At 69.8% G+C, this 24,617-nt stretch carries 20 protein-coding genes and 1 other RNA gene; 9 read left to right on the forward strand and 12 right to left on the reverse strand.

Annotated features, from left to right (window positions below):
* Positions 1-39 precede the first annotated feature (39 nt).
* Complete coding sequence (locus ABG085_RS09425; RefSeq protein WP_347979109.1) at positions 40-2,121, reverse strand: DNA topoisomerase IV subunit B; 2,082 nt, start codon at positions 2,119-2,121, stop codon at positions 40-42.
* Positions 2,122-2,289: 168 nt separating this feature from the next.
* On the opposite strand from ABG085_RS09425, the gene ABG085_RS09430 reads away from it, so the two are divergent.
* Entirely contained in the window at positions 2,290-2,508 is a 219-nt protein-coding gene (locus ABG085_RS09430; RefSeq protein ID WP_163617177.1) for a hypothetical protein, read from the forward strand.
* A 69-nt stretch (positions 2,509-2,577) separates the two neighbouring features.
* On the opposite strand, the gene ABG085_RS09435 is transcribed toward ABG085_RS09430, so the two are convergent.
* Positions 2,578-3,621: an alanine racemase gene (locus tag ABG085_RS09435; RefSeq protein ID WP_347979110.1), complete on the reverse strand. Its 1,044-nt coding sequence runs from the start codon at positions 3,619-3,621 to the stop codon at positions 2,578-2,580.
* Positions 3,618-4,340, reverse strand: a complete 723-nt coding sequence (locus ABG085_RS09440; RefSeq protein WP_347979111.1) for an alanine racemase C-terminal domain-containing protein — start codon at positions 4,338-4,340, stop codon at positions 3,618-3,620. Before ABG085_RS09440 ends, ABG085_RS09435 begins: the two co-directional genes overlap by 4 nt.
* A 45-nt stretch (positions 4,341-4,385) precedes the next feature.
* On the opposite strand from ABG085_RS09440, the gene ABG085_RS09445 reads away from it, so the two are divergent.
* Entirely contained in the window at positions 4,386-5,408 is a 1,023-nt protein-coding gene (locus ABG085_RS09445) for a sugar-transfer associated ATP-grasp domain-containing protein (protein WP_347979112.1), read from the forward strand.
* A gap of 68 nt (positions 5,409-5,476) precedes the next feature.
* Here the strand turns inward: ABG085_RS09445 and ABG085_RS09450 are convergent, their stop codons facing one another.
* From ABG085_RS09450 to ABG085_RS09460, 3 genes are all read right to left on the reverse strand, one after another.
* The gene (locus ABG085_RS09450) at positions 5,477-6,172 is read right to left on the reverse strand and encodes a coenzyme F420-0:L-glutamate ligase (protein ID WP_347979113.1); all 696 of its coding nucleotides are present in this window, start codon (positions 6,170-6,172) and stop codon (positions 5,477-5,479) included.
* Positions 6,169-7,512, reverse strand: a complete 1,344-nt coding sequence (locus ABG085_RS09455) for an RNA polymerase sigma factor (RefSeq protein WP_347979114.1) — start codon at positions 7,510-7,512, stop codon at positions 6,169-6,171. Before ABG085_RS09455 ends, ABG085_RS09450 begins: the two co-directional genes overlap by 4 nt.
* A gap of 248 nt (positions 7,513-7,760) precedes the next feature.
* The gene (locus tag ABG085_RS09460) at positions 7,761-8,681 is read right to left on the reverse strand and encodes a PAC2 family protein (protein ID WP_347979115.1); all 921 of its coding nucleotides are present in this window, start codon (positions 8,679-8,681) and stop codon (positions 7,761-7,763) included.
* A gap of 86 nt (positions 8,682-8,767) precedes the next feature.
* Here ABG085_RS09460 and ABG085_RS09465 point away from each other — a divergent pair, with 86 nt between their 5' ends.
* The 3 genes from ABG085_RS09465 to sucB all read left to right on the forward strand — a co-directional run bounded on the left by ABG085_RS09465 (position 8,768) and on the right by sucB (position 13,541).
* The gene (locus tag ABG085_RS09465; RefSeq protein WP_347979116.1) at positions 8,768-10,255 is read left to right on the forward strand and encodes a leucyl aminopeptidase; all 1,488 of its coding nucleotides are present in this window, start codon (positions 8,768-8,770) and stop codon (positions 10,253-10,255) included.
* Entirely contained in the window at positions 10,252-11,625 is a 1,374-nt protein-coding gene (lpdA, locus tag ABG085_RS09470; protein ID WP_347979117.1) for a dihydrolipoyl dehydrogenase, read from the forward strand. The genes ABG085_RS09465 and lpdA overlap by 4 nt, the downstream gene beginning before the upstream one ends.
* A 62-nt stretch (positions 11,626-11,687) precedes the next feature.
* Positions 11,688-13,541: a 2-oxoglutarate dehydrogenase, E2 component, dihydrolipoamide succinyltransferase gene (sucB, locus tag ABG085_RS09475; protein ID WP_347979118.1), complete on the forward strand. Its 1,854-nt coding sequence runs from the start codon at positions 11,688-11,690 to the stop codon at positions 13,539-13,541.
* A gap of 12 nt (positions 13,542-13,553) precedes the next feature.
* Here the strand turns inward: sucB and ABG085_RS09480 are convergent, their stop codons facing one another.
* Positions 13,554-14,882, reverse strand: coding sequence for a hypothetical protein (locus ABG085_RS09480; protein ID WP_347979119.1), 1,329 nt, complete (start codon positions 14,880-14,882; stop codon positions 13,554-13,556).
* A gap of 125 nt (positions 14,883-15,007) precedes the next feature.
* On the opposite strand from ABG085_RS09480, the gene ABG085_RS09485 reads away from it, so the two are divergent.
* A complete protein-coding gene (locus ABG085_RS09485; RefSeq protein ID WP_347979120.1) occupies positions 15,008-15,718 on the forward strand; it encodes a DUF4191 domain-containing protein in 711 nt (236 codons plus the stop codon).
* Positions 15,719-15,802: 84 nt separating this feature from the next.
* Here the strand turns inward: ABG085_RS09485 and ABG085_RS09490 are convergent, their stop codons facing one another.
* Positions 15,803-16,195 carry an RDD family protein gene (locus tag ABG085_RS09490; RefSeq protein ID WP_347979121.1) on the reverse strand — a complete coding sequence of 131 codons (393 nt, stop codon included), beginning with the start codon at positions 16,193-16,195 and terminating at the stop codon, positions 15,803-15,805.
* A 132-nt stretch (positions 16,196-16,327) separates the two neighbouring features.
* Between ABG085_RS09490 and glnA the strand changes: the two genes are divergently transcribed.
* Positions 16,328-17,752 (forward strand): type I glutamate--ammonia ligase, encoded by a 1,425-nt coding sequence (glnA, locus tag ABG085_RS09495; protein ID WP_347979122.1) that lies wholly within the window; start codon positions 16,328-16,330, stop codon positions 17,750-17,752.
* A 293-nt stretch (positions 17,753-18,045) separates the two neighbouring features.
* Entirely contained in the window at positions 18,046-18,645 is a 600-nt protein-coding gene (locus ABG085_RS09500; RefSeq protein WP_347979123.1) for a peptidase M23, read from the forward strand.
* 40 nt (positions 18,646-18,685) lie between these two features.
* Here the strand turns inward: ABG085_RS09500 and ABG085_RS09505 are convergent, their stop codons facing one another.
* From ABG085_RS09505 to ABG085_RS09515, 3 genes are read right to left on the reverse strand one after another with little or no spacing between them, the layout of a single operon-like run.
* A complete protein-coding gene (locus ABG085_RS09505) occupies positions 18,686-21,688 on the reverse strand; it encodes a bifunctional [glutamine synthetase] adenylyltransferase/[glutamine synthetase]-adenylyl-L-tyrosine phosphorylase (RefSeq protein ID WP_347979124.1) in 3,003 nt (1,000 codons plus the stop codon).
* Positions 21,689-21,701: 13 nt separating this feature from the next.
* On the reverse strand, positions 21,702-23,039 hold the full coding sequence (locus ABG085_RS09510) for a glutamine synthetase family protein (protein ID WP_163617193.1): 1,338 nt from the start codon (positions 23,037-23,039) through the stop codon (positions 21,702-21,704).
* Between the two features lie 60 nt (positions 23,040-23,099).
* On the reverse strand, positions 23,100-23,327 hold the full coding sequence (locus tag ABG085_RS09515) for an SPOR domain-containing protein (RefSeq protein WP_347979125.1): 228 nt from the start codon (positions 23,325-23,327) through the stop codon (positions 23,100-23,102).
* A gap of 99 nt (positions 23,328-23,426) precedes the next feature.
* Between ABG085_RS09515 and ppgK the strand changes: the two genes are divergently transcribed.
* Positions 23,427-24,200 carry a polyphosphate--glucose phosphotransferase gene (gene ppgK, locus ABG085_RS09520; protein WP_347979126.1) on the forward strand — a complete coding sequence of 258 codons (774 nt, stop codon included), beginning with the start codon at positions 23,427-23,429 and terminating at the stop codon, positions 24,198-24,200.
* 46 nt (positions 24,201-24,246) lie between these two features.
* Here ppgK and rnpB read toward each other — a convergent pair.
* Positions 24,247-24,616, reverse strand: an RNA gene (gene rnpB, locus ABG085_RS09525) — RNase P RNA component class A.
* Between the last annotated feature and the right edge of the window lies 1 nt (position 24,617).

The following is a 24,617-nucleotide window of genomic DNA, read 5'->3' on the forward strand; positions in this document are numbered from 1 at the left end:
TCGCCTCGCCGTGCGAGGCGAGCGCGCCGCGGCGGCCGCTCAGGCGTCGATGCGCTCGCGCACCAGGCGGTCGCTGGAGTCGATGATGAACTCTTTACGCGGCGCGACGTCGTTGCCCATGAGCAGTTCGAAGACGGATGCCGCGGCCTCGGCATCCTGCATCCGCACGCGACGGAGGGTGCGACCGGCACGGTCCATCGTCGTCGTCGCGAGCTGATCGGCGTCCATCTCGCCCAGGCCCTTGTAGCGCTGGACCGGCTCCTGCCAGCGCTTGCCGGCCTTGGTCAGCTTGGTGAGCAGGCCGTGGAGCTCGCCCTCGGAGTACGTGTAGATCGTCTCGTTCGGCTTGGACCCGGGGTTCATCACGACCACGCGGTGCAGCGGAGGAACGGCCGCGTACACGCGGCCCTCATCGATGAGCGGGCGCATGTAGCGGAAGAACAGCGTGAGCAGCAGCGTGCGGATGTGCGCACCGTCGACGTCGGCGTCGCTCATCAGGATGATCTTGCCGTAGCGGGCCGTCTCGAGGTCGAAGGAGCGGCCCGAGCCCGCGCCGATCACCTGGATGATCGCGGCACACTCGGCGTTGGAGAGCATGTCGCTGATGGACGCCTTCTGCACGTTCAGGATCTTGCCGCGGATCGGCAGCAGCGCCTGGAACTCGCTGTTGCGCGCGAGCTTCGCGGTGCCGAGAGCCGAGTCGCCCTCGACGATGAACAGCTCGGACTCCGCGACGTCGTTCGACCGGCAGTCGGCGAGCTTCGCGGGCAGCGACGACGACTCCAGGGCGTTCTTGCGGCGCTGCGTCTCTTTGTGCGTGCGCGCCGAGATGCGCGCCTTCATCTCGGAGACGACCTTGTCGAGCAGGAGCGCGCTCTGCGCCTTGTCGTCGCGCTTGGACGAGGTGAAGCGTGCGTTCAGCTCGCGGATGATCACGTTCGACACGATCTGACGGACGGCCGGGGTGCCGAGCACCTCTTTGGTCTGCCCTTCGAACTGAGGCTCGGGAACGCGCACCGTGAGCACCGCCGTGAGACCGGCGAGGATGTCGTCCTTCTCGATCTTGTCGTTGCCGACCTTGAGCCGGCGGGCGTTCTGCGCGACCTGATCGCGGAGGACCTTCATGAGACCCTGCTCGAACCCCTGCTGGTGGGTCCCGCCCTTCGGCGTCGCGATGATGTTGACGAACGAGCGCGACACCGTCTCGTACCCGGTCCCCCATCGCACGGCCACGTCGACGTGACATTCCCGCTCCACCTCGGTGGGCACCATGGCGCCCGACGGCTGGAGCACCGGGACGGTCTCGGTGAAGCTGCCGCTTCCGGTCAGGCGCCAGGTGTCGGTGATGCCGGCGTCCGGGGCGAGGAAGTCGGCGAACTCGGAGATGCCGCCGTCGAATCGGTAGCTCGTCTCGACGGGCTCGCCGGATTCGGTGCCGGGGCGCTCATCGCGGATGACGATCTCGAGACCGGGGACGAGGAACGCCGTCTGGCGGGCGCGCTGCTCGAGCTCCTGCAGGTTGAAGGCGGCATCCTTCGTGAAGATCTGCGGATCGGCCCAGTACCGGATGCGGGTTCCCGTCACGCCCTTCGCGGCGCGGCCGGCGACGCGCAGTTCGCTGCGCTGCTCGAACGGCGTGAAGGTCGAGCTGGGGCTGCCGTTGGAGAACACGCCCGGCTCGCCGCGATGGAACGACATCGCCCAGGTCTTGCCGCCGCGGTCCACCTCGACGTCGAGGCGCTCCGACAGTGCGTTGACGACGGACGCGCCGACACCGTGCAGGCCGCCCGAGGCCGCGTACGAGCCGCCGCCGAACTTGCCGCCGGCGTGCAGCTTCGTGAAGACCACCTCGACGCCGGAGAGCCCGGTGCGGGGCTCGATGTCGACGGGAATGCCGCGGGCGCGATCTCGCACCTCGACGCTGCCGTCGGCGTGGAGCACGATGTCGATCCGCGTGCCGTGACCGGCGAGGGCCTCGTCGACGGAGTTGTCGATGATCTCCCAGAGGCAGTGCATGAGGCCGCGGGAGTCGGTGGACCCGATGTACATGCCCGGGCGCTTGCGGACCGCCTCGAGCCCTTCGAGCACCTGAAGATGATGGGCGGAATACTCGGCGGTCACAGTCTCCCATCGTAATCCGGGCGCCCGACAGGCTCGTGCAGACACGCGCCAGGGGGATCAGCGCTACGCGCTCAGCGAAATGTCGTCTGTTCGAGGCATTCTCGAAACATCCCCGTGGTTGTATCTCATCACCGGCCGAGAGTTCTACGTATACGAGGAGGCACCGAAATGACCACGCTATCGACACCCACAGAGAACGGCGCCGTCCTCGAGTACCGACTGACCGCGATGGACCGTTGCGATTCATGCGGCGCGCAGGCGTACATCGCCGCGGAGGTCAACGGCAGCGAACTGCTCTTCTGCGCCCACCACGGTCGCAAGTACGAAGAGAAGCTCCGCAGCATCGCGACCTCGTGGCACGACGAGACGGCCCGGCTGGCCGAATAAGCCTTGGAGGGCTGCTTCCGCGCAGTCCTGTGAAGAACGCCCGTGAGACGCCTGCGTCTCGCGGGCGTTCTACGTGAAGACCCGGGGAATCAGCGGTGACACGCGTACGGCGATCTCTTCGCCGATCGTGTCGATCATCTCGGCGAGGTCTGTCGCCGAGCCTTCGCCGTCTCTTCCCGGACCGTAGATCGTGACGACATCGCCGATCGCCGCGTCCGGCCATGTGCCGACCATCGACTCGGAACCTCCCACGGTCAGCAACGGCCGCCGCCCTCCCGGGGTCCCGACCCCGGCGCGGCCCTGCAGCGACGTGGGAAGCCCCTGCAGTGCGCCCAGACCGATGCTGGCCGCTTCGTCGTGGACCGCGACGACCTCCGCCTCCAGACGCGCGATCGGCTTCAGACCCAGGTCGTCCGCGGACGGCCCGCCTGCGGAGCGGATGCCGTAGCAGAACGCTCCCACCCGCACCATGTCGTAGCGGAACTCCGGCCGGGCGAACGATGCCGCACTGGCGGCCAGATGGCGGACGGACGGGTGGATGCCGGCGGCCTCGGCGTGAGCCAGCGCCGCCTCGAAGACGGCGCGGGCGTCGTCGTCCTCGGCCTCGGACGCCTCGGCGATGTGGCTCCACACGCCGACGACGTCGATGCGTCCGGCGCTCTGCAGCTCAGCGGCCCGTGCGACGAAGCCGGGCCAGTCCTCGGGGCGGACGCCGTTGCGATGCAGGCCGGTGTCGATCTTGAGATGCACCCGCGGTGTCGCGCCGGCGTCGGCCGCGGCATCCGCCAGCTCTTCGAGAAGCCCGGCGTCGCCGACGCCGAGGTCGATGCGTGCGGCGATGGCGGCGTCGAGGTCGTCACGCGACGCGGCGATCCACGCGAAGATGCGGGCGTCGGCCCCGGCAGCGATACGCACGGCGGCACCCGTGCGCACGTCGAACGCCCCGAACCAGCTCACCCCGGCGGCCGTGGCGGCGTGCACGACGGGCTCCAGGCCGTGTCCGTACGCATCGTCCTTGACGACGAGCATCAGCTCGGCTGGCGCCACGGTCTCGCGCACGCGGTCGATGTTCGAGGCCAGCGCGTTCAGGTCGACGTGCAGTCGCGCGCTCATGGCGCCTCCTCGCGGATCGCCCGCAGCCCGACCGCGGTGATGAGCTCGGATGCGAGCAGGCCCGTCGCGCGCACCCACTCGGTGAGCGACGGCTCGCCGTAGGCGGGGTTGCCCAGGAACACCACCTCGTCGCCGCGGCGGACGGCGGCATCGCGGATGTCGACGACGCACACGTCCATCGCGACACGCCCGACGATCGGATGCCGCTGCCCCGCGATCGCGACGTCGACGGCGCCGCCCAACCCGCGGACGATGCCCTGCGCGTAGCCGCCGGTCACCAGCGCGACACGGGTGTCCGCATCGGCGCGATAGGCGTATCCGTACGACACGCCCTCGCCTGCCCGGAGGTCCTTCACCGAGAGCACCGTGCCGGCGAGCCGCAGCGCAGGTCGCGCCGGAGGCTCGGCACCGGGCAGGCCGAACAGCGTCGGCGCCGACAGTCCGGTCGACGCCCGCGCGAGCGGCGGCCCGGTCTTCACGCCGGCGACGGGCGCTTCGGCAGCGACGAGCCCCTGAGCCGCGAGCACCTCGCGCACGAGTGCGCTGCCGTGCCCCCAGGCATCCGCTTCGAGGATCGAGGGATCGAAGGAACGGATGCCGCGGTCCGAGGCTGAACGGGCGTTCGCAGTGAGCGCGGCGCGCGAGATGCGGGCGACGGGGCTGCTGCGAGGCTCCGATCCCGGCACGGGCACGTCGTGCCCAGGGATGGAGGAACTCACGCCTCTAGACTATCGGGGTCCCCCGAACCCGACCCCGGAGCACGCATGCCTTCTCAGGGCCTCGCCCTCTCGAACCGCCTTCGCTACCTCGCCTGGCGTGTCCGCCGCATCGATCTCGGATCCGTGCTGGAACGTGCGAAGGAGACCGCGCATGCGCACGGCAAGTGGACGCCGGCGGTGCTGGTCGACATGCTCTGGTCGGCCGGATTCCGGCAGGTCGGCTTCCAGGACTACGTCGACTACGACTTCGCGATCCTGAACCGCGCCGAGCGTGCGACGTACATGACGCACCCGGTGTCGAATGAACTGTCGCAGAAGTACGACCACCCCGACTATCGCGGCCTGTTCCAGGACAAGGTCGAGTTCGACCGCACGTTCAGCGAGTTCCTCCGGCGGGACTGGATGGTGGTCGAAGAGGGCAACAGCGAGGCGGTGCGCGCCTTCGCCGAGCGTCACGGCACGATCGTCACCAAGGAGCCCGTGGGCCAGGCGGGAACCGGTGTCCACCGCTACCACGCCACCGAGGTGGCGGACTGGGACGGGTTCCACCGCGGCCTCCTCGAGCGTGGTGAGCTGCTGATCGAGGAGGTCATCCGCCAGCACGCCGACCTCGCCGCGGTCTGCCCGGGGACGGTCAACACCACCCGGGTGACGGCCTTCTTCGACGGACAGAAGACGCACATCCTGGCGATGGCGCAGAAGTTCGGACGCGGTGCGGTGAGCGACCAGATGACCTTCGGCGGCTTCTACACGATGCTCGACGAGAACGGGCATGCTGTCGGCCCCGGGTACGACTCGCACGGGCACGTGCACGTCGCACACCCCGACAGTGGCTTCGTCATCGCCGGCTTCCAGTTGCCGATGATCGACGAGGTCAAGCAGTTCGTGGACCAGGTCGCCCGCGTCGTGCCCCAGATCCAATACGTCGGCTGGGACATCGTGGTGACCCCCGAGGGCCCCGTGCTCGTGGAGGGCAACTGGGGCGCGGGCGTATACGAGAACAAGCCGAGCGTCACCGGCATCCGCACCGGCCACAAGGCGCGCTACCGCGAGGCCATCGGGTTCTGACTCCCGACACCGACACGGACGAAAGGCGCGGCATCCCGAGGGATGCCGCGCCTTTCACGTCTCTGCGATCAGACCGCGCGCACGATGCCGAGCGGCGTGGACTGGTGTCCCTGACCGAGAGGGTTGTCCTTGAGGATCGCCACCAGGCGCTTCTCGCCCGCCTTGTCGAGGGTCGAGCCGAGGACGTTTCCGCCCAGATCGTTGATGTCGACGACGGCGACCTCCGGCACACCGCCCACCAGGGCCTTGATGTGCTGGGCCACTTCGCGCGGCCGCTCCGGTCCGAGCACGACCGCCTTGTTGTAGGGCGGGATCGTGCCCGAGGTCGGGCCGTCGATCGCGCGCGCCTTGTCGCCGGCGATGCGGTAGAAGTCGCCCTTGCGCCCGAACAGCTTCGTCACCGCCGACACGGCGGCCGCGAACAGGATGCGGATCGTGCCGCACTCGCGCAGCGCCATCTCCATGGTCTCGGGCATGCCCAGACCGATGCCGTGCGGCGTGCGCGTGACGTACTTGGAGAGGAACAGCGCGAGCTTGCGGGGCTTGATGTCCTCGACGAGGTACGAACGGCCCTGCGTGATCGCGACGATCTTCTCTGTCACGAACAGCAGGTCGCCCTCGCGCACGACGTCCGCCGCGTACTCGCGGATGAACTCATCGAGGTCGTCGCCCGGCATCACGACCCGCGTGCGGATCGGGATGCGAGCGAACGACGAGCCTTCGACCTGTACGGTGAGCGCCTTGCCGGCGTTCGCCTCGCTCACTCGAGGTAGTCCCGCAGGGACTGCGAGCGGGACGGATGCCGCAGCTTCGCCATCGTCTTCGACTCGATCTGACGGATCCGCTCGCGGGTGACCCCGAACGTGTCGCCGATCTGGTCGAGTGTCTTCGGCTGACCGTCGCCCAGTCCGAAGCGCATGCGGATCACGCCGGCCTCGCGCTCGGAGAGCGAGTCGAGGAGCGACTCGAGCTGACGCTGCAGCATCGTGAAGCCGACGGCGTCGGCCGGAACCACGGCCTCGGTGTCCTCGATGAGGTCGCCGAACTCGCTGTCGCCGTCCTCGCCGAGGGGCGTGTGCAGGGAGATCGGCTCGCGGCCGTACTTCTGCACCTCGATGACCTTCTCAGGGGTCATGTCGAGCTCGCGGCTGAGCTCCTCGGGCGTGGGTTCGCGACCGAGGTCCTGCAGCATCTGACGCTGGACCCGGGCGAGCTTGTTGATGACCTCGACCATGTGCACCGGGATGCGGATGGTGCGAGCCTGGTCGGCCATGGCGCGCGTGATGGCCTGGCGGATCCACCACGTCGCGTACGTCGAGAACTTGAAGCCCTTGGTGTAGTCGAACTTCTCGACCGCGCGGATGAGACCGAGGTTGCCCTCCTGGATGAGATCCAGGAACTGCATGCCGCGACCCGTGTAGCGCTTGGCGAGGGAGACGACCAGGCGGAGGTTGGCGCCGAGGAGGTGGCTCTTGGCGCGCTGGCCGTCACGGGCGACCCACTGCAGATCGAGGCCCAGCTGCGACGTCTTCTCGGCCGCCGACATGTGCGACAGCTTCTCTTCGGCGAACAGGCCCGCCTCGATGCGCATTGCGAGCTCGACCTCTTCGGCCGCGTTCAGCAGCGGCACCTTGCCGATCTGCTTCAGGTAGTCCTTGACCGGGTCAGCGGTCGCGCCGGTGATCTGCGTCGAGTAGACGGGGACATCCTCGTCGTCGCTGGACGAGATGACGATCGCGCCGGTGGGAAGCGGCTCGGTGAACGCCGGCTTGGTGCTCTCCTCGTCCTCCTCCTCGTCCTCGGCCGCGGGGGCCTCGTCGGTGGAGGCCTTCGCGTCCTTGGCGGCCGGAACTGCGTCGGTCGCGTCGTCCGCGGCGTCCACCTCGATGTCGTCCGCGACCTCGAGCTCGACGTCGAGCTCCTCGACGTCGTCCTCGAAGTCGTCGTCCGACTTCTTCGCGCGCTTCGAGGCGGTCTTCGGTGCCGCCTTCGCCTTGGGGGCACCCTTCGCCGCGGGAGCCTTCTTCGCAGCGGGAGCCTTCGTCTCGTCCGTCTCGGTGTCCTTCGCGGCCGAGCGAGCCTTGGTGTTCGTGCCTGGAGTCACGTTTCGCCTTTCACCGGTCGACGCGCCGTGCGCATCTCCGGTCGGTTTCGGACACTAGTAAGACCCTTGTCAAGTCCACATCTTCAGCCGGAAGCCGGACGAAGACGGTTGACAACGGGTCAGAGCGTCTAGTATCTCATACTTGCCGTGCGCCGCCAGCATCGCCCCGCGTGGATCGGCGCACCTCCATCCCCAGGTTCAACGCGCAGGTCGGGCGCGGAATTCCGCCGCGGCGGCGGACCACTCGATCACGAGCCCCGTTTGTCGTCCTCGGCGGGTCGTGTCGCGAGGAATCTCTCGAGCTCGGCGGCGAGCTCGTCGGCGCTGGGCAGATCGCCGGTGTGGATCATCGGTGTCGCCAGGGTCGACCCCGCCATATAGGCGTCGTAGCGCTCCTCGAGCCCCTGCACCATCCGGGCGAGCTCGTCGCTGCCCTCGATCTGCTCGCTGACCTTCTCGAGGTATTCGCGATTCTCGTCGCGCAGATCGTCGCCCGCGAAGACCAGGCCCGTGGCGACGGTGAGGCTGTCGAGGGCGGCCAGCGCGGCCGCCGGATACTCGGTGTCGCCCAGGTAATGGGGAACGAGCAGGACGAAGCCGGCGATGCGCACCCCGGCGGCGGCGAGCCGGTACTCGAGCAGGTGCCCCGCCGTCGCGGGAACCTGCGTGTGCGGCTGCCACACCGAGTGCGCCTCGGTGAGCTCGGATCGTGTGCCGCTGACCGTCGTGCCGATGGGCCGGGTGTGCGGAACGGGCATCGGGATGGCGTGCACCCACGTCACCGTCGACACGCCGTAGCTCTCGGTGAAGTCCAGGACGGCGTCGGCGAAGGCGTCCCAGGCGAAGTCCGGCTCATAGCCCGCCAGCAGAAGGAACGGCTGCCCGAGGGCGTCGTGCGCGAAGGAGAGCTCCAGGCGCGGCGGGCGGTAGTCGGTGAGATGGTCCTTCTCGAACGAGACGATGGGCCGGCGTGCCCGGTAGTCCAGCAGGGTGTCGTTGGAGAACACCGCGAGCGGCGACGGCGCCAGGTCGTCGCGGAAATAGTCGATGGCGCGGCTCACGGCGCTGCCGGCGTCGGTGAACCCGGTCAGGGCGATCACCAGCGGCAGCCCGCGCGGGACGGGCGGCGCGGAAGCCGCACGCTCGAACAGCGGGCCGGGAAAAGGCATGCTCCCATGCTACGAGCCGCCCCGACCTGGTCGGGTCACGCCCGTCGCGCTCAGAGCGAACAGTCGGCGTCCCTAGGATGGAGACCATGTCGCTTCCCGACCTCGAGTACCGCACCACCCCTTTCCGAGAGTCCGACGCCGACCTCCTTCTCGTCGCACTCCCCCCGCTCGAGGCCGAGGCATCCCCTGATCTGTCGGACTGGCCAGGACTGCGCGACGCGCTCCTGGCGGTCGGTTTCACCGGTGCGCCGGGCGCATCGGTCCGCGTCTACGCGCCGGAGGTCACGTCGCTGCCGTTGGCCGTCGTGGGCACCGGGGCGGAGCCGGATGCCGGTGCGCTGCGAGACGCCGTCGGCGCCGCGATCCGCGCAATCACCGGGTTCTCGACGGTGGCGGTCGCCGCACCGTTCGCCGACCCCGCACTGTGGACCGCCGCCGCCGAGGGAGCCGCGCTGGGCGGCTACCGATTCGACGGCTACAAGACCGAGGCGCCCAAGCCGCGCGCCGCGCGCGTGATCGTCCACGGCACCGCCGACCCCGACGACGCTGCTCTGAAGCTCATCGTCGAGACCGCCGTCTCGGTCGCCCTCGTGAAGGACCTCGTCAACATCCCCGCCGAGTGGCTCGGACCCGCCGACGTCGCGGAGCGCGCCGCCGATTCCGTGGCGGATCTCCCCGTCAGGGTCGAGATCCTCGACGAGGAGGCGCTGCGCGAGCACGGCTTCGGCGGCATCCTCGGCGTCGGCCAGGGATCGGATCGCCCGCCGCGCCTGGTCCGTCTCGAGTACGCACCGGAGGGCGCCGCCAGGCACGTCGCGCTGGTGGGCAAGGGCATCACCTTCGACACCGGCGGGCTGTCGCTCAAGCCTGCGGCCTCCATGGTCGGGATGAAGTACGACATGGCCGGCGCCGCCACCGTTCTCGCGGTACTCCGGGCCGCGGCATCCGTCGCCGCTCCGGTCAAGGTGACGGCGTGGCTGTGCCTCGCCGACAACATGCCGTCGGGCCGCGCGACGCGCCCGGGCGACGTGCTGCGCCTGCTGGACGGCACGACCGTCGAGGTGCTCAACACCGATGCCGAAGGGCGCCTCGTGCTGGCCGACGGACTGGTCGCCGCCAGCCGCGAGCGTCCCGATGTGATCGTCGACGTCGCCACGCTCACCGGTGCCATCCTCATCGCGCTCGGCACGCGCCACACCGGCGTGATGGGCGACGACGACGCCGTGGCGGCGTACCTGGCCGCCGCCGCCGAGGCGGGCGAACCCGCGTGGCAGCTGCCCCTTCCCGGCCACATGGTCGAGGAGCTCGACTCCCCCATCGCCGACCTGCAGAACGCCAAGATCGGAGACCCTGCCGGCGGCTCGCTCTTCGCAGGGTTGTTCCTGCGTCACTTCGTCGGCCGCACAGGCGACGAGGACGGTGCGCCCCGCATCCCGTGGGTGCATCTCGACATCGCCGGAAGCGGCACCCACAAGGGCGCGCCGTACGGCTACACCGACAAGGGACCGACTGCCGCGACCGTGCGCAGCCTGATCCGCTTCGTCCTGACTGACCTCGATGAGGAGGCACGATGACCGACCACTCCTTCGATCTCGTCGTTCTGGGCGGTGGCAGCGGCGGCTATGCCGCCGCGCTGCGCGCCGCGGAGCTGGGAAAGAGCGTCGCCCTCGTCGAGAAGGACAAAGTGGGCGGGACGTGCCTGCACCGCGGCTGCATCCCGACGAAGGCGCTGCTGCATGCCGCCGAGGTGGCCGATCTGACACGGGATGCCGCGGCCGTCGGCATCCGCGCGACTCTCGAGGGAGTCGACCCGGCGGGGGTCAGGGCGTACCGCGAAGGCATCGTCGCGAAGAAGTACAAGGGCCTCGAGGGGCTCGTGAAGGCACGCGGGATCACCGTCGTCTCGGGTGAGGGCCGGCTCGAGGCCGGTCCCGCCGTGCGCGTCGGCGACGACCTCTACCGCGGCACCGACGTCATCCTGGCCACCGGGTCGTACAGCCGCACGCTTCCGGGGCTCGAGATCGGCGGCCGCATCCTCACCAGCGAGCACGCGCTCGAGCTCGACGAGATCCCCCGCAGCGTGGTGATTCTCGGCGGCGGCGTGATCGGAGTCGAGTTCGCGAGCGTGTGGCGCTCGTTCGGCGCGGACGTCACCATCGTCGAGGCGCTCGACCACCTCGTGCCCAACGAGGACGTGACCCTCAGCAAGGGCCTGGAGCGCGCGTTCCGGCGCCGCGGCATCCAGTACTCGCTCGGTGTGCGCTTCCAGAGTGCGACGCAGACAGCGGATGCCGTCACCGTGACGCTCGAGGACGGCAAGACGTTCACCGCCGACTACCTGCTGGTGGCCGTCGGGCGCGGGCCGTCGACGGCCGGACTCGGCTACGAAGAGGCGGGTGTGGTCATCGACCGGGGGTTCGTCGTCACCGATGAGCGCCTCCGCACCGGCGTCCCGCACGTGTGGGCCGTGGGCGACATCGTCCCCGGACTCCAGCTCGCACACCGCGGATTCCAGCAGGGCATCTTCGTCGCGGAGGAGATCGCCGGGCTCGGTCCCGTCCTCATCCCCGACTCCCAGATCCCGAAGGTGACCTACAGCCACCCCGAGGTCGCCTCCGTCGGGGTCACCGAGGCGCAGGCGGCCGAGGCGCACGGCGCCGACGGGATCGTGGCCTACGAGTACAACCTCGCGGGCAACGGCAAGAGCGAGATCCTGGGCACGAGCGGCATCGTCAAGGTCGTGCGCGTGAAGGACGGACCCGTCATCGGCGTCCATCTGATCGGCGACCGTGTCGGCGAGCTCATCACCGAAGGACAGCTCGCCGTGGGCTGGGAAGCCCACCCGGAAGACATCGCGCCGTTCGTCCACGCGCACCCTACGCAGTCCGAGGCGCTCGGCGAGGCCTTCCTCGCCCTCGCGGGCAAGCCGCTGCACGCGCTCTGACCCTTGCGGTCGCCCCTCATCACTAAGCTAGATCCGATATTTCTTCAGAAGGAGACATCCTCATGAGCACATCCGTGGTCCTCCCCGCTCTCGGTGAGAGCGTGACCGAGGGAACGGTCACCCGCTGGCTCAAGAACGTCGGCGACACTGTCCAGGCGGACGAGGGCCTGCTCGAGATCTCCACGGACAAGGTGGACACCGAGATCCCGTCGCCGGTCAGCGGCGTCATCGAGGAGATCTTCGTGCAGGAGGACGAGACCGTCGAGGTCGGCGCCGTACTGGCCAAGATCGGCGACGGCTCCGGAGCAGCCGCCGATGGGTCCCCCGAGGCCGCCGCCGAAGCTCCCGCTGCCCAGGCTCCCGCAGAAGCACCCGCGCCGGCTGCCGAGGCTCCCGCGCCGGCTGCAGAAGCACCCGCGCCTGCTGCCGAGGCACCCGCACCCGCTGCCGAGGCGCCGGCCGAAGCCGCGCCCGCTGCGGCGCAGCCGGCCGCATCCGCCGGCGGCGGCAAGGAGGTCGTCCTCCCCGAGCTCGGCGAGAGCGTCACCGAGGGCACCGTCACGCGCTGGCTGAAGCAGGTCGGCGACGAGGTCGCCGTCGATGAGCCGCTGCTCGAGATCTCCACCGACAAGGTCGACACGGAGATCCCCTCGCCGTTCGCCGGCGTCCTGCAGGAGATCCTCGTCTCCGAGGACGAGACCGTCGAGGTCGGCGCGGCCCTCGCGCGCATCGGCGACGCCGGTGCCGCACCCGCGCCTACCGAGGCGCCCGCCGCTGCTCCGGCCGCGGCAGCCGAAGCCCCGGCTCCCGCTCCGGCTGCGGCCGCCCCGGCTTCTGCCGCGTCCGCGCCTGCGCCGGCCGCTGCTGCTCCTGCCCCGGCTGCAGCTCCGGCTCCTGCCGCCGCTCCGGCTCCTGCCGCTCCGGCTCCTGCCCCGGCCGCCGCTCCGGCTCCTGCCGCCCCCGCCGCTGCCGCGACCCCCGCTCCTGCAGCGGCCGTCGGGTCGGACGACGACAGCGTCACCTACGTCACGCCGCTGGTGCGCCGGCTCGCTCAGCAGCAGGGCGTCGACCTCGCCTCGGTGAAGGGCACCGGCGTGGGGGGACGCATCCGCAAGGAGGACGTGCTCAAGGCGGCCGAGGCCGCCGCTGCTCCTGCTGCTCCGGCGGCCGCCCCCGCTGCGGCACCGCTCGAGGTGTCGCCGCTGCGCGGCACGACGCAGCCGATGTCGCGTCTGCGCAAGGTGCTCGCCCAGCGGGCCGTCGAGTCGATGCAGTCGACCGCCCAGCTCACCAGCGTCGTCGAGGTCGACGTCACCAAGCTCGCGACCTTCCGCGACAAGGTGAAGAACGACTTCCTCAGCAAGACCGGCGACAAGCTGTCGTTCCTGCCGTTCTTCGCCCTGGCGGCGGCTGAGGCGCTGCAGGCGTACCCGATCGTCAACTCGACCGTCGACGGTGACCAGATCGTCTACCCGGCGAGCGAGAACCTGTCGATCGCGGTCGACACGGAGCGCGGCCTGCTGACGCCGGTGCTCCGCGATGCGGCGTCCAAGAACCTGGCGCAGATCGCTCACGAGATCGCCGACCTGGCGGCTCGTACGCGTGAGAACAAGCTGAAGCCGGACGAGCTCGCGGGCGGCACCTTCACGCTGACCAACACCGGCTCGCGCGGCGCGCTGTTCGACACCCCCGTGGTGTTCCTGCCGCAGACGGCGATCCTCGGAACCGGCGTGGTCGTCAAGCGCCCCGGCATCGTGACGGTCGACGGCAAGGACGCGATCTCGGTGCGCTCGTACGTGTACCTCGCGCTGTCGTACGACCACCGCGTCATCGACGGCGCGGACGCCGCGCGCTTCCTCGGCGCGGTGAAGTCGCGGCTCGAGGCGGCGGCGTTCGAGGGTCAGCTCGGCGTCTGAGCCGCACCACCCTCACTGCTCAGGCTGCTGCGCGACGTCAGAGACGTCGCGCAGCAGCCATTTCTCATCCCGCCTCAAGATGACCACCATCTGGGACGGGCGCGCGTCGTCGACCGCGTCGAGGCGAAGCACGGCGATGTCGCCGAAGTCGTCGAGAAGCGTGAGCGATCGCTCACCGGCGGGCAGATCGATCGCTCCCTCGGGCAGCGTCGCGTCATCCGCAACCACCGTGTCCAGGCAGTCCGTCGCCCCGCCGCAGGCGATCCGGGCATCGAGCAGGCCACCGGCCACCTGAGCCAAGTCGGCCCCGGTGCCGTCGTCGGCCGCCGGAGCGCCCGACGACGCGGTGGGAGTGGGCGACGCACCGGCCCGCGCGCCGGTCGCGGTGGGCGCCGGGGTGCTGACGGCATCCGCGGGGTCCTCGGTCGCCACGCCGCTCGCCGTCGGCCAGAGCGCGCCGCCCACCAGCACCGCCGCCGCCACCGCGCCGCCGACGAGCCAGGGCGCCCGTCGTGAGGAAGACCTCTTCGTCGGCTCCGCCGTGCGCAGTCGGCGCCAGACGGCCGTGGTCGCGCGCGACATCGTCTCTGCGAGGTCGTTGTCCACCCCCGCGATGAGGTTCTGCCACAGGGACGGGTGCGCCCCGTCGCCGACCTCGTGCGCGCCGTATCCCTGGGTGGACGCATCGGCACGCGATGCGCCCTCCGCGGCACCGCGTGGGCTCAGGCTGACGGTGCTGAGGGGTTCGGGGGTCGCGACGGCGAACAGCGCCTCCTCGGCCGCCTCCAGCTCGCGGACCGAGAGGCGCTCGGCCGTCACCGCGCGCAGCGCCGTCGCCCAGGTCCGCTCGGCCGGCGGGTCGACGGCCACCTCTTGGAGCACGTCCGCGGCCGTGTCGAGCGCGCGCAAGGCCGAGGCATCCGTCGCCAGCACGGGCCTGCCGGCGTCGTCGAGCCACCAGTCCCCCGTCGTCTCGGGGGCAGCCGCGATCTGCAGGCAGCCGCGGAGCACGCTGACGCCGAGGGTCACGGCCTCGCCGGCGCTGAGCGGCATTCGTGCCGCACGTCGCCGCACGAACTCCTCGAGACGCTCCACGCAGACCGGCAGCACGACATCGTGACCGTCGGATCGCCGAGCGACGTCCACCGGGGCGAGAACGTGGCCGTCGACTGCGGCATCCCATCCCCGCCACTGCGCGCCGAGCGCGTCCGCGTCGACCAGGACGAAGGCCTCGCCCGCCGACGTATGTGCGAGCACGCCCGGCCATGGTCCGTCGACGCGCGCCCGCACGGCGCGGATGGGTCGATACGCACCGCCCAGCGGGCCCACCTCGGAGGTCATGGGGACAGTCTGCGAGGCGCGGTGCGCCACCCCCGCACGCAGCACGACGTTCTGTGGATGGACATCGCCGGATGTCGGCTGTGGAGGAGCCGAGGAGGAGCCCGCGAAAAGGTAGGCTGGAAGCTATGGCCGCGCGCAGTACCGCCCCCGAGAAGGGCCCGGGATTCTTCTCCCAGATCCGCACCCTCTACACCTTCACCCAGAAGGAGTTCCGCTGGCTGCCGTACCTGCTGGCCGGCATCCTCCTCCTCGGCACCGCCGCCGGTGTGGGCATCGGATTCGCCGTCCCGCCGGTCGCGGTGTGGAGCATCATCCTGTGGGGCATCACCGGCCTCATGCTCGGCATCCTGGCGTCGATGATGACGATGACCCGTCTGTCCACCCGCGCGATGTACAAGAAGATCGACGGGATGCCGGGGGCCACCGGTCACGTCATGTCGACGTCGCTCGGCCGCAAGTGGCAGGCCAGCGAGATGCCCGTCGGCATCAACCCCAAGACCCAGGAAGCCGTCTACCGCGCGATCGGCCGCGGCGGCGTCGTGATCGTCGGCGAGGGTGCCCGTGGTCGCCTCACCCGCCTCGTCAACGACGAGCGGTCGAAGGTGCAGCGCGTCGCGTCGGGCGTGCCCGTCACCGTGCTGTACATCGGCCACGGCGAGGGAGAAGTGCCCATCTCGAAGCTCTCGTCGACGATCAAGGCGCTTCCCACCAAGGTGGACCGCGCGACGATGGCGGCCGTCATCAAGCGTGTCGAGTCCGTATCGCAGTCGCTGACGTCTCTGCCGATCCCGAAGGGCATCGACCCCACCAAGGTGCGGGCCCCTCGCCCGCGCTGAGCAACCCCACTTCACACCGTCGGCGGTGACATCGCCTGCGCGGTGACATCGCCCGGTGCTCCGAAGGCGGCTGCGGCAGCGTCCTCAGGAGCGGATGAGCACCGTGCCCGCGGCCTTGTCGTGCAGTCCGCGCTGATCGGCATCCCAGATGACCGCCGGGATCGCGAGGATCAGCAGGGCCGTGCGGATGATGGGGCGCCACAGGCCCACCCATGCGCCGTCGACGCGCACCAGCCGCAGGCCGAAGACCCGATGGCCGGGGCTTCCCTGCAGCGTCGGCAGGAAGACCAGCTGGATCGCTGCGAAGATCGCGAGGATCGCGAGCGGGTCCCAGCCGAAGAAGCCCGAGATCAGGTACGCGGCGCCGTAGTCGAGGAACAGCGCCCCGACGCGGCGGCCGAGGCGACCGATGGATCCGGTGCCCTCACGGGGCAGTCCGAGCCGCTCGCCGGGATACTCCTGGGTGCTCTGCGTCACTTCCCCAGCGTATACAGGTCGCCGTAACATCCCGGAAACACGAGTGATACTGCCGGGCAATCCCCTGCGGGTAGCTTGCCAGCAAGCCCGGCCCGCACGGGCGGATCCGAATGCCCTACCTCTGGAGTCTTCATGTTCAAAGATTCATCCGAGGTGCTGAAGTTCATCAAGGACGAGGACGTCAAGTTCCTCGACATCCGTTTCACGGACCTTCCTGGCGTGCAGCAGCACTTCAACATCCCGGCCTCCACCGTTGACGAAGAGTTCTTCACGGTCGGCCAGCTGTTCGACGGCTCCTCCATCCGGGGATTCGCGAACATCCACGAATCTGACATGCAGCTCATCCCCGACGTGTCGACGGCGTACCTCGACCCGTTCCGTGAGGCGAAGACGCTCGTCATGGTCTTCGACATCTACAACCCGCGCAACGGCGAGATCTACGCGAAGGACCCGCGTCAGGTCGCGAAGAAGGCCGAGAAGTACCTCGCGTCGACCGGCATCGCCGACACCGCGTTCTTCGCCCCCGAGGCGGAGTTCTACATCTTCGACGACGTCCGCTACGAGGTGAAGCAGAACTCCAGCTTCTACTCCGTCGACTCCGAAGAGGGCGCCTGGAACTCGGGCCGCATCGAAGAGGGCGGCAACCTCGCGAACAAGACGCCCTACAAGGGCGGCTACTTCCCCGTCTCGCCCGTCGACAAGACCGCCGACCTGCGCGACGACATCAGCCTCCACCTCATCGAGGCGGGTCTGCTGCTCGAGCGTGCGCACCACGAGGTGGGCACCGGCGGACAGCAGGAGATCAACTACCGCTTCGACACGATGGTGCACGCGGCAGACGACATCCTGAAGTTCAAGTACATCGTCAAGAACGTCGCCAACGAGTGGGGCAAGGTCGCGACCTTCATGCCCAAGCCGCTCTTCGGCGACAACGGCTCGGGCATGCACACGCACCAGTCGCTGTGGCTCGAGGGCAAGCCCCTCTTCTACGACGAGAAGGGCTACGCGCAGCTCTCCGACCTGGCACGCTGGTACATCGGCGGCATCCTGGCCCACGCGCCGGCGCTGCTCGCGTTCACCAACCCGACGCTGAACTCGTACAAGCGTCTCGTGAAGGGCTACGAGGCGCCGGTCAACCTGGTGTACTCGGCCGGCAACCGCTCGGCGGCCATCCGCATCCCGATCACGGGATCCAACCCCAAGGCCAAGCGCATCGAGTTCCGCGCGCCGGACGCCTCGGGCAACCCGTACCTCGCCTTCGCCGCCCAGCTCATGGCCGGGCTCGACGGCATCCAGAACCGCATCGAGCCGCACGAGCCGGTCGACAAGGACCTGTACGAGCTTCCCCCCGAGGAGGCCAAGAACATCCCGCAGGTGCCGAACTCGCTGCTCGACTCGCTGGACGCGCTGCGCGCGGACCACGAGTTCCTGCTGAAGGGCGGCGTGTTCACGCCCGAGCTGATCGAGACGTGGATCGAGTACAAGATCGAGAACGAGATCCAGCCGCTGAACGCGCGTCCGCACCCGTTCGAGTACGAGCTGTACTTCGGCGTCTGACGTTCCCGCATGACGAAAGGGCCCCGGTCATCCGGGGCCCTTTCGCATGGACGGATGCCGCGTCCGGCGTCGCGGCCGCAGACTCGGGGCGTTCCCCCAGCCGCCCTCCCTACGCTGGTCGCGCCCCCGCTCCCGACCGGAAGTGACGACCGATGTCCGCCCGCCCCCGCGCACAGGCACGACGACGTCGTCCGGCGCGGCCGAAAGCAGCTTCTCGGCGGCGACCGCCGCGGCATCGCGCGAGAGCCGCCCGTGGATCGACTCGACGCGGCGGGCTGGTCGCATTCGTCGCGGTGTCCGTCACGTTCCTCGCCGGGTTCCTCGTCGCTGCGGCCTTCGTGGTGAGTGCGTTCTCCAGCGAGCACGACGACGCCGCCCTGTTCCCATCGTTCGCTCCCCCGTCCATCCGTGAGCCGGGGATCGCCGGCTATGGGGTCGAGCAGCTCGGGCACGCCTGCACGATCATGACGGCCGGTCGAGACCTGGGCCTCGACGAACGCGATCAGACCATCGCGGTCATGACGGCCATGGGTGAGTCGTCACTGCGGAACATCGACTACGGCGACTGGGAGACCAGCGGGGTCACGAACCCGGACGGCTCGCGCACCACCTCCATCGGCCTCTTCCAGCAGCAGGAGAGCTGGGGAAGCCGTGAAGCCCGGCTAGACCCCTACACGGCTGCGAGCACTTTCTATCGCGCGATGACGGTGCGCGTACCCGACCGCGCGACCACGGAGCCGACCCTGGTGGCCCACCTCACGCAGATCAACACCGACCCTCTCCACTATGCCCGGTACTGGGATCGCGCCACGCGGGTCGTGGCGGCGCTCAACGCCGCACCGCTGCAAGAGGGCGATCGCCTCGACGGCATCCCACTGTGCCCACCCGCCTGAGCGCCGTCTCCGGCGAGCAGCGGATGCCTCGGCCGGCGTCCTAGCCGTAGAACAGCTTCTCGAAGACCCGGCGGGCGCGACGGGTCGTGCCGAGGTAGTCCTCCTCCACGCGCGTGGCCGAGCGCGGCGGGTACTCGAGGAGCCGGCCGATGCCGTCGAGCTTGCCGCGGTCGACCGGGAGCACGTCGCTGGTCTGACCCGACAGGAGCGTGTTGGCCGAACGCAGCCGGCTTGCCAGCCGCCACGCTTCGGCCAGCCGGTCTGCCGCGGCCGTCGGGATGAGGCCTGCCCGCTCCGCGGCGCGCAGCGCGCCGAGCGTGGAGGTGGTGCGCATCTCGGGCACCGCGTGCGCGTGCTGCAACTGCAGCAGCTGCACGAGCCATTCGACGTCGCTCAGGGAACCCGGGCCGAGTTTGAGGTGCCGCGACGGATCGACGCCCTGCGGCAGGCGCTCGCTCTCGACTCGCGCCTTGATGCGCTTGATCTCCCGGGTCGCAGCGAGATCCACGCTCTCGGGGTACCGCACCTGGTCGGCGAGCTGCAGAAAATCGCGGATGAGCTTCACGCTGCCCGCAACGCCGCGGGCGCGCAGCAGTGCCTGCGCCTCCCACGACAGCGCCCAGCGACGGTAATACTCGGCGTAGGCGTCGAGCGAGCGCGCGAGCGGGCCGTTGCGTCCCTCCGGGCGCAGGTCGGCATCGAGCTCGAGCGGTACGCGATGGTCCTCGGAGTACGTGCGGAGCGCAGCCACGAGCTTCAATGCCAGCTCATTCGCACGCTGCGGGTCCACGCCGTTCGGGCGATAGACGTACATCACGTCGGCGTCGGAGCCGAAGCCGAGCTCCGCGCCGCCGAAGCGGCCCATGGCGATGACGGAGAAATCGAGTGCGGCGTCTTCCGGCGGCACGATCTCGCGTCGCACCGCTCGCAGCGTCGCCTGGATCGTCACGTCGGTGATCGTGGTGAGCGCCTCGGCGACCTCTTCGATCGTCACCGTGCCGAGGATCGCCCCCATCGCGGTCCGCAGCTGTTCGCGCCGTCGCAGCGCGCGGACGGCGCGCATGGCTTCCGTGACGGTGTCGTGGCGTGTCTGGATCGCGCGCGCCTCCTGCTGGAGGGCGAGCCCCGATCGTGGGCGCAGGAGCTCGGGATCGTCCAGCCATGCCGCGGACTCGGGGATCCACTCCATGAGCTCGCCGACGTACCGCGAGCCCGAGAGCACGCGCGAGAGGCTCTCGGCGGCGCCTGACGAGTCGCGCAGCATACGGAGGAACCAGTGGGTGTCGCCCAGGCGCTCGCTGAGCCGGCGGAACGCCAGGAGACCGTAGTCGGGGTCGACCCCGTCGGCGAACCAGCGGATCATGACGGGCATGAGGTGGCGCTGGATGGTGGCCTTGCGGCTCAGCCCGCTGGTGAGCGCGGCGATGTGGCGGAGGGCGCCGGCCGGATCGGAGAAGCCGATCGCCGCGAGGCGGTCGTGCGCCTGCGCCGTGGACAGCACGCGCTCATCGGCCGGCAGGGCCGCGACCGCCGACAGCAGCGGACGATAGAACAGGCGGACATGGATGTCGCGGACCTCACGCTTGACCGACTCCCACAGGTCCCAGATGCCGGCGCCGGTGTCGGCGAGCCCGGTCGCGCGGGCGAGAACGCGACGCTCCTCCGGACGCTCCGGCATGAGGTGCGTGCGGCGCAGGTGACGCAGCTGCACGCGGTGTTCGAGCAGCCGCAGGACCCGGTAGTCGCGCGAGAAGGCCGATGCCTCCGCCCGGCCGATGTAGCCCTCCGTCACGAGGGCGTCGAGCGCTTCGAGCGTGCCGCGCTGCCGGATGCGGTCGTCGGAGAGCCCATGGACGAGCTGCAGCAGCTGAACGGTGAACTCGATGTCGCGGATGCCGCCGGGGCCGAGCTTGAGCTGGTACGGCACGTCGGCCGCGGGGATGTGCTCGGTGACGCGCTCGCGCATGCGCTGGACGCTGTCGACGAAGTTCTCGCGGGCGGCGCTCGTCCAGATCTTCGGCTGAACCGCCGCGGTGTAGGCCCTGCCGAGTTCCTCGTCGCCGGCGATCGGACGCGCCTTGAGCAGCGCTTGGAACTCCCAACTCTTCGCCCACCGCTCGTAGTACGCCAGGTGGGAGTCGAGCGTGCGCACCAGCGCGCCCTGCTTTCCCTCCGGCCGCAGGTTGGCGTCGACCTCCCACAGCGGCGGCTCGATCTCGACGCCCGAGATGCCGCGCATCGTCTGGACCGCGAGACGGGTCGCGATGTCGACGATGCGGCTCTCGCCGAACTGCTCGAGGGCGTCGTCGCCTGCGCCCCCCACGAAGATCACGTCGACGTCGCTGACGTAGTTGAGCTCGCGCGCCCCGGTCTTCCCCATCCCGATGATGGCGAGCTTGGTGCGCGCGACCTGCTCGTGCGGGAAGAGGCCGGCTCCGACAGCGCCGCCCGACACGCGGGTGCGGGCGACGGCGAGCGACGCCTCCAGCGCCGCGCCCGCGGCATCCGCCAGCCGCGCGGATACCGCCGCGATCTCGTCGACCGGCGAGGGACTGAGCAGGTCGTACGCCGCGATCCGCGCGAGCATCCGGCGGTATCGGACGCGGAGGGCCACCCAGGCGCTCTCGCCGCCGTCGGCGGCGAATCCGTCGACGGCTCCGATCGCGTCGAGGAGCTCGGTGCGCAGCTCTTCCGGTGTGGGCAGCCGCTCCCCCGCGTACGCGAGCTGGTCGACCTCGGACGGATGCCGGAAGAAGAACTCTCCGAAGCCGGTCGAAGCCCCCAGCAGCGCCCACAGCGCCCGCCAAGCACCGTGTCGGGCGTGCGCGCGTTCCACAGGGGCGGCGTCGCGGCGAGCCAGACGGGTCAGCGCCTGCAGGGCCTCGTCGGGATCGGCCGCGCGAGCGGCACCCTCGAGCAGCGCATCGCGCGGCACCTCGACGAGCGCGGACAGCTCCGCGAGGAGTGCTTCGGCGTCGGTGAGACGGCTGAAACCCAGGCGCGCGAGCGGGGTCAGCGAACCCGGCCGATCGCTCCCGGACATGCGTCAGCCGGTCTCAGAGCATCTCGAGGTTGCTCTTGAGCTCGAACGCCGTGACCTGGGAGCGATACTCCTGCCACTCGCGTCGCTTGTTCAGGAGAACGTAGTTGAAGACCTGCTCACCGAGCGTCTCGGCGACGAGCTCGGACTCCTCCATGTACTCCAGGGCGTGGTCGAGGCTGGCGGGCAACGGCGCGTAGCCGAGGGCCCGGCGCTCGCCATCCGTCAGCGACCAGACGTTGTCTTCGGCCTCGGCGGGCAGCTCGTACTCCTCTTCGATGCCCTTGAGGCCCGCCGCCAGCATGAGCGCGTACGAGAGGTAGGGGTTCGCGGCGGAGTCCAGGGCGCGGTACTCCACACGCGACGACTGGCCCTTGTTCGGCTTGTACAGCGGCACCCGCACCAGCGCGGAGCGGTTGTTGTGACCCCAGCAGATGAAGCTCGGAGCCTCGTCGCCGCCCCATACCCGCTTGTACGAGTTGACGAACTGGTTTGTCACCGCCGAGATCTCGTTCGCGTGACGGAGCAGCCCGGCGATGAACTGCCGACCGACCTTCGAGAGCTGATACTGCGCGCCCTCTTCGTAGAACGCGTTGACATCGCCCTCGAACAGCGACATGTGGGTGTGCATGCCACTGCCGGGCTTGCCCGTCATCGGCTTGGGCATGAACGTGGCGTAGACGCCCTGCTCGATCGCGACCTCTTTGATCACGGTGCGGAACGTCATGATGTTGTCCGCCGTGGTCAGGGCGTCCGCGTAGCGCAGGTCGATCTCGTTCTGACCCGGCCCGCCCTCGTGGTGGCTGAACTCGACCGAGATGCCCAAGTCTTCGAGCATGCGCACGGAGCGCCGGCGGAAGTCGTGGGCCGTGCCTCCGGGCACGTTGTCGAAATAGCCCGCCGAGTCCACCGGTTCAGGGCCCTCCGTGCCGAAGGACGACGACTTGAGGAGATAGAACTCGATCTCCGGGTGCGTGTAGAACGTGAAGCCGGCGTCCGCGGCCTTCGCCAGCGTCCGCTTCAGGACGTGGCGCGGATCGGCGACGGCGGGCTGACCGTCCGGCGTCGTGATGTCGCAGAACATCCGCGCGGTGGGGTCGATCTCACCCCGCCAGGGCAGGATCTGGAACGTTGTGGGGTCCGGGTGCGCGAGCAGGTCCGATTCGTACGACCGCGTCAGCCCCTCGATCGCGGAGCCGTCGAAGCCCAGGCCCTCGCTGAAGGCGCCCTCGACCTCTGCGGGTGCGATGGCCACGGACTTCAACGTGCCGATCACGTCTGTGAACCACAGCCGTACGAACTTCACGCCTCGTTCTTCGATGGTTCTCAGAACGAAGTCACGCTGCTTGTCCATCGCGTCCTCTCCGGTGCCGGAATCGCCGACCGCGGCTGTCATACCGCGGTCGAAGCCAGACTACTGGTCGTCGCGCGGGGCTCCCGACACGGGGTCGGAGCCCCAGGAGTCCTCACGTGCCTCCTCGGCCGCCCACGCGCGCGCTCGCTCGCGGATCACCTCGGGGGCCCTCGCGGCCTCCTCCGGGGTGTCGAACGGGCCTGCGCGGTCCGGAGCGGGCGACTCGAAGCCCTTCTCGACCTCGCCGGTCTTGAGGTTGTACCAGTACTTCTCGCTGTCGTGCGTCATCGTGCCCTCCTCTGATCGCGGGGCTGGTCGCCGTCAGCACGATCCTACTGACGCGGGGCCGCTCCGCGGCGGCCCTGTCCGGCTCGATAGGCTGTCGCCATGGCATCTGACGCGGCACGCGCCGTCGGCGTGGACATCGGCGGCACCGGCATCAAGGCGGGCATCGTGGACCTCGATCGAGGCGCGCTGATCAGCGACCGCGTCAAGGTCGCCACCCCCGAAGGGGCTCACCCGCCCGACGTGCTCGCCGCGGTCACCGAAGTCCTCTCGACCCTCGGCGTCGCCGACGACCAGTCGGTCCCGCTCGGGGTCGCCTTCCCGGCGATCGTCAAGCACGGCCGCACCCTTTCGGCCGCCAATGTCTCCGACCAGTGGATCGACTTCGAGGCGGAGAAGTTCTTCGAGGACGGCCTGGGCCGCGACATCCACTTCGCCAACGACGCCGATGTCGCGGGCGTCGCGGAGGTGCGCTACGGGGCGGCGAAGGACCAGGACGGACTCACCATCCTCACCACCCTGGGCACCGGGATCGGATCCGCGCTGCTCTACAACGGCGTGCTCGTCCCCAACTCGGAGCTCGGGCACGTGCAGCGCGCCCGGCACGGAAAGGATGCGGAGGCGTACGCCGCCTACTCGGCGATGGAACGGCACGAGCTCACCTGGGAGCAGTGGGCGAAGCGGCTGCAGTGGTACTACGGACACATCGAGTTCCTGTTCAGCCCGGACCTCTTCGTCGTCGGCGGCGGCGTCTCCAAGCACGCCGACAAGTTCCTGCACCTGCTCGAGCTCAAGACGCCGATCGTTCCGGCGGTGCACCGCAACAACGCGGGCATCATCGGCGCCGCGGCCCTCGCGGGGCGGCCCGTCGTCTGAGGTCGCGCGCCGGTTGCGCCCCCGCGACGCGGGCGGGCGGAGAGGGCGAATGGGCCGGCCTGTACGCCGGGTTCTGTCCGGGGGCGTGAGCCCCGTGGACGGTCATCTCTCTCGGCGACACGTTGCCGTGCCGCTCCAGCGGCCTACCCGGGGACTCGGCGGGCCGCGTCATCATCCCCTGTCTGGCCTTGCTCCGGGCGAGGTTTGCCGTGCGGGTCGTGTCACCACGACCCCGGTGGTCTCTTACACCACCCTTTCACCCTTACCGGGACCGAGGTCCCGGCGGTCTGCTCTCTGTGGCACTGTCTCGCGGATCGCTCCGGGTGGGTGTTACCCACCGCCCTGCCCTGCGGAGCCCGGACGTTCCTCGGCGCGCGGCGGCGAACCGCCCGCGACGCGACCGTCCAGCCGACCCAT

This window comes from Microbacterium sp. ProA8 (assembly GCF_039905635.1).
Classification (GTDB): domain Bacteria; phylum Actinomycetota; class Actinomycetes; order Actinomycetales; family Microbacteriaceae; genus Microbacterium; species Microbacterium chionoecetis.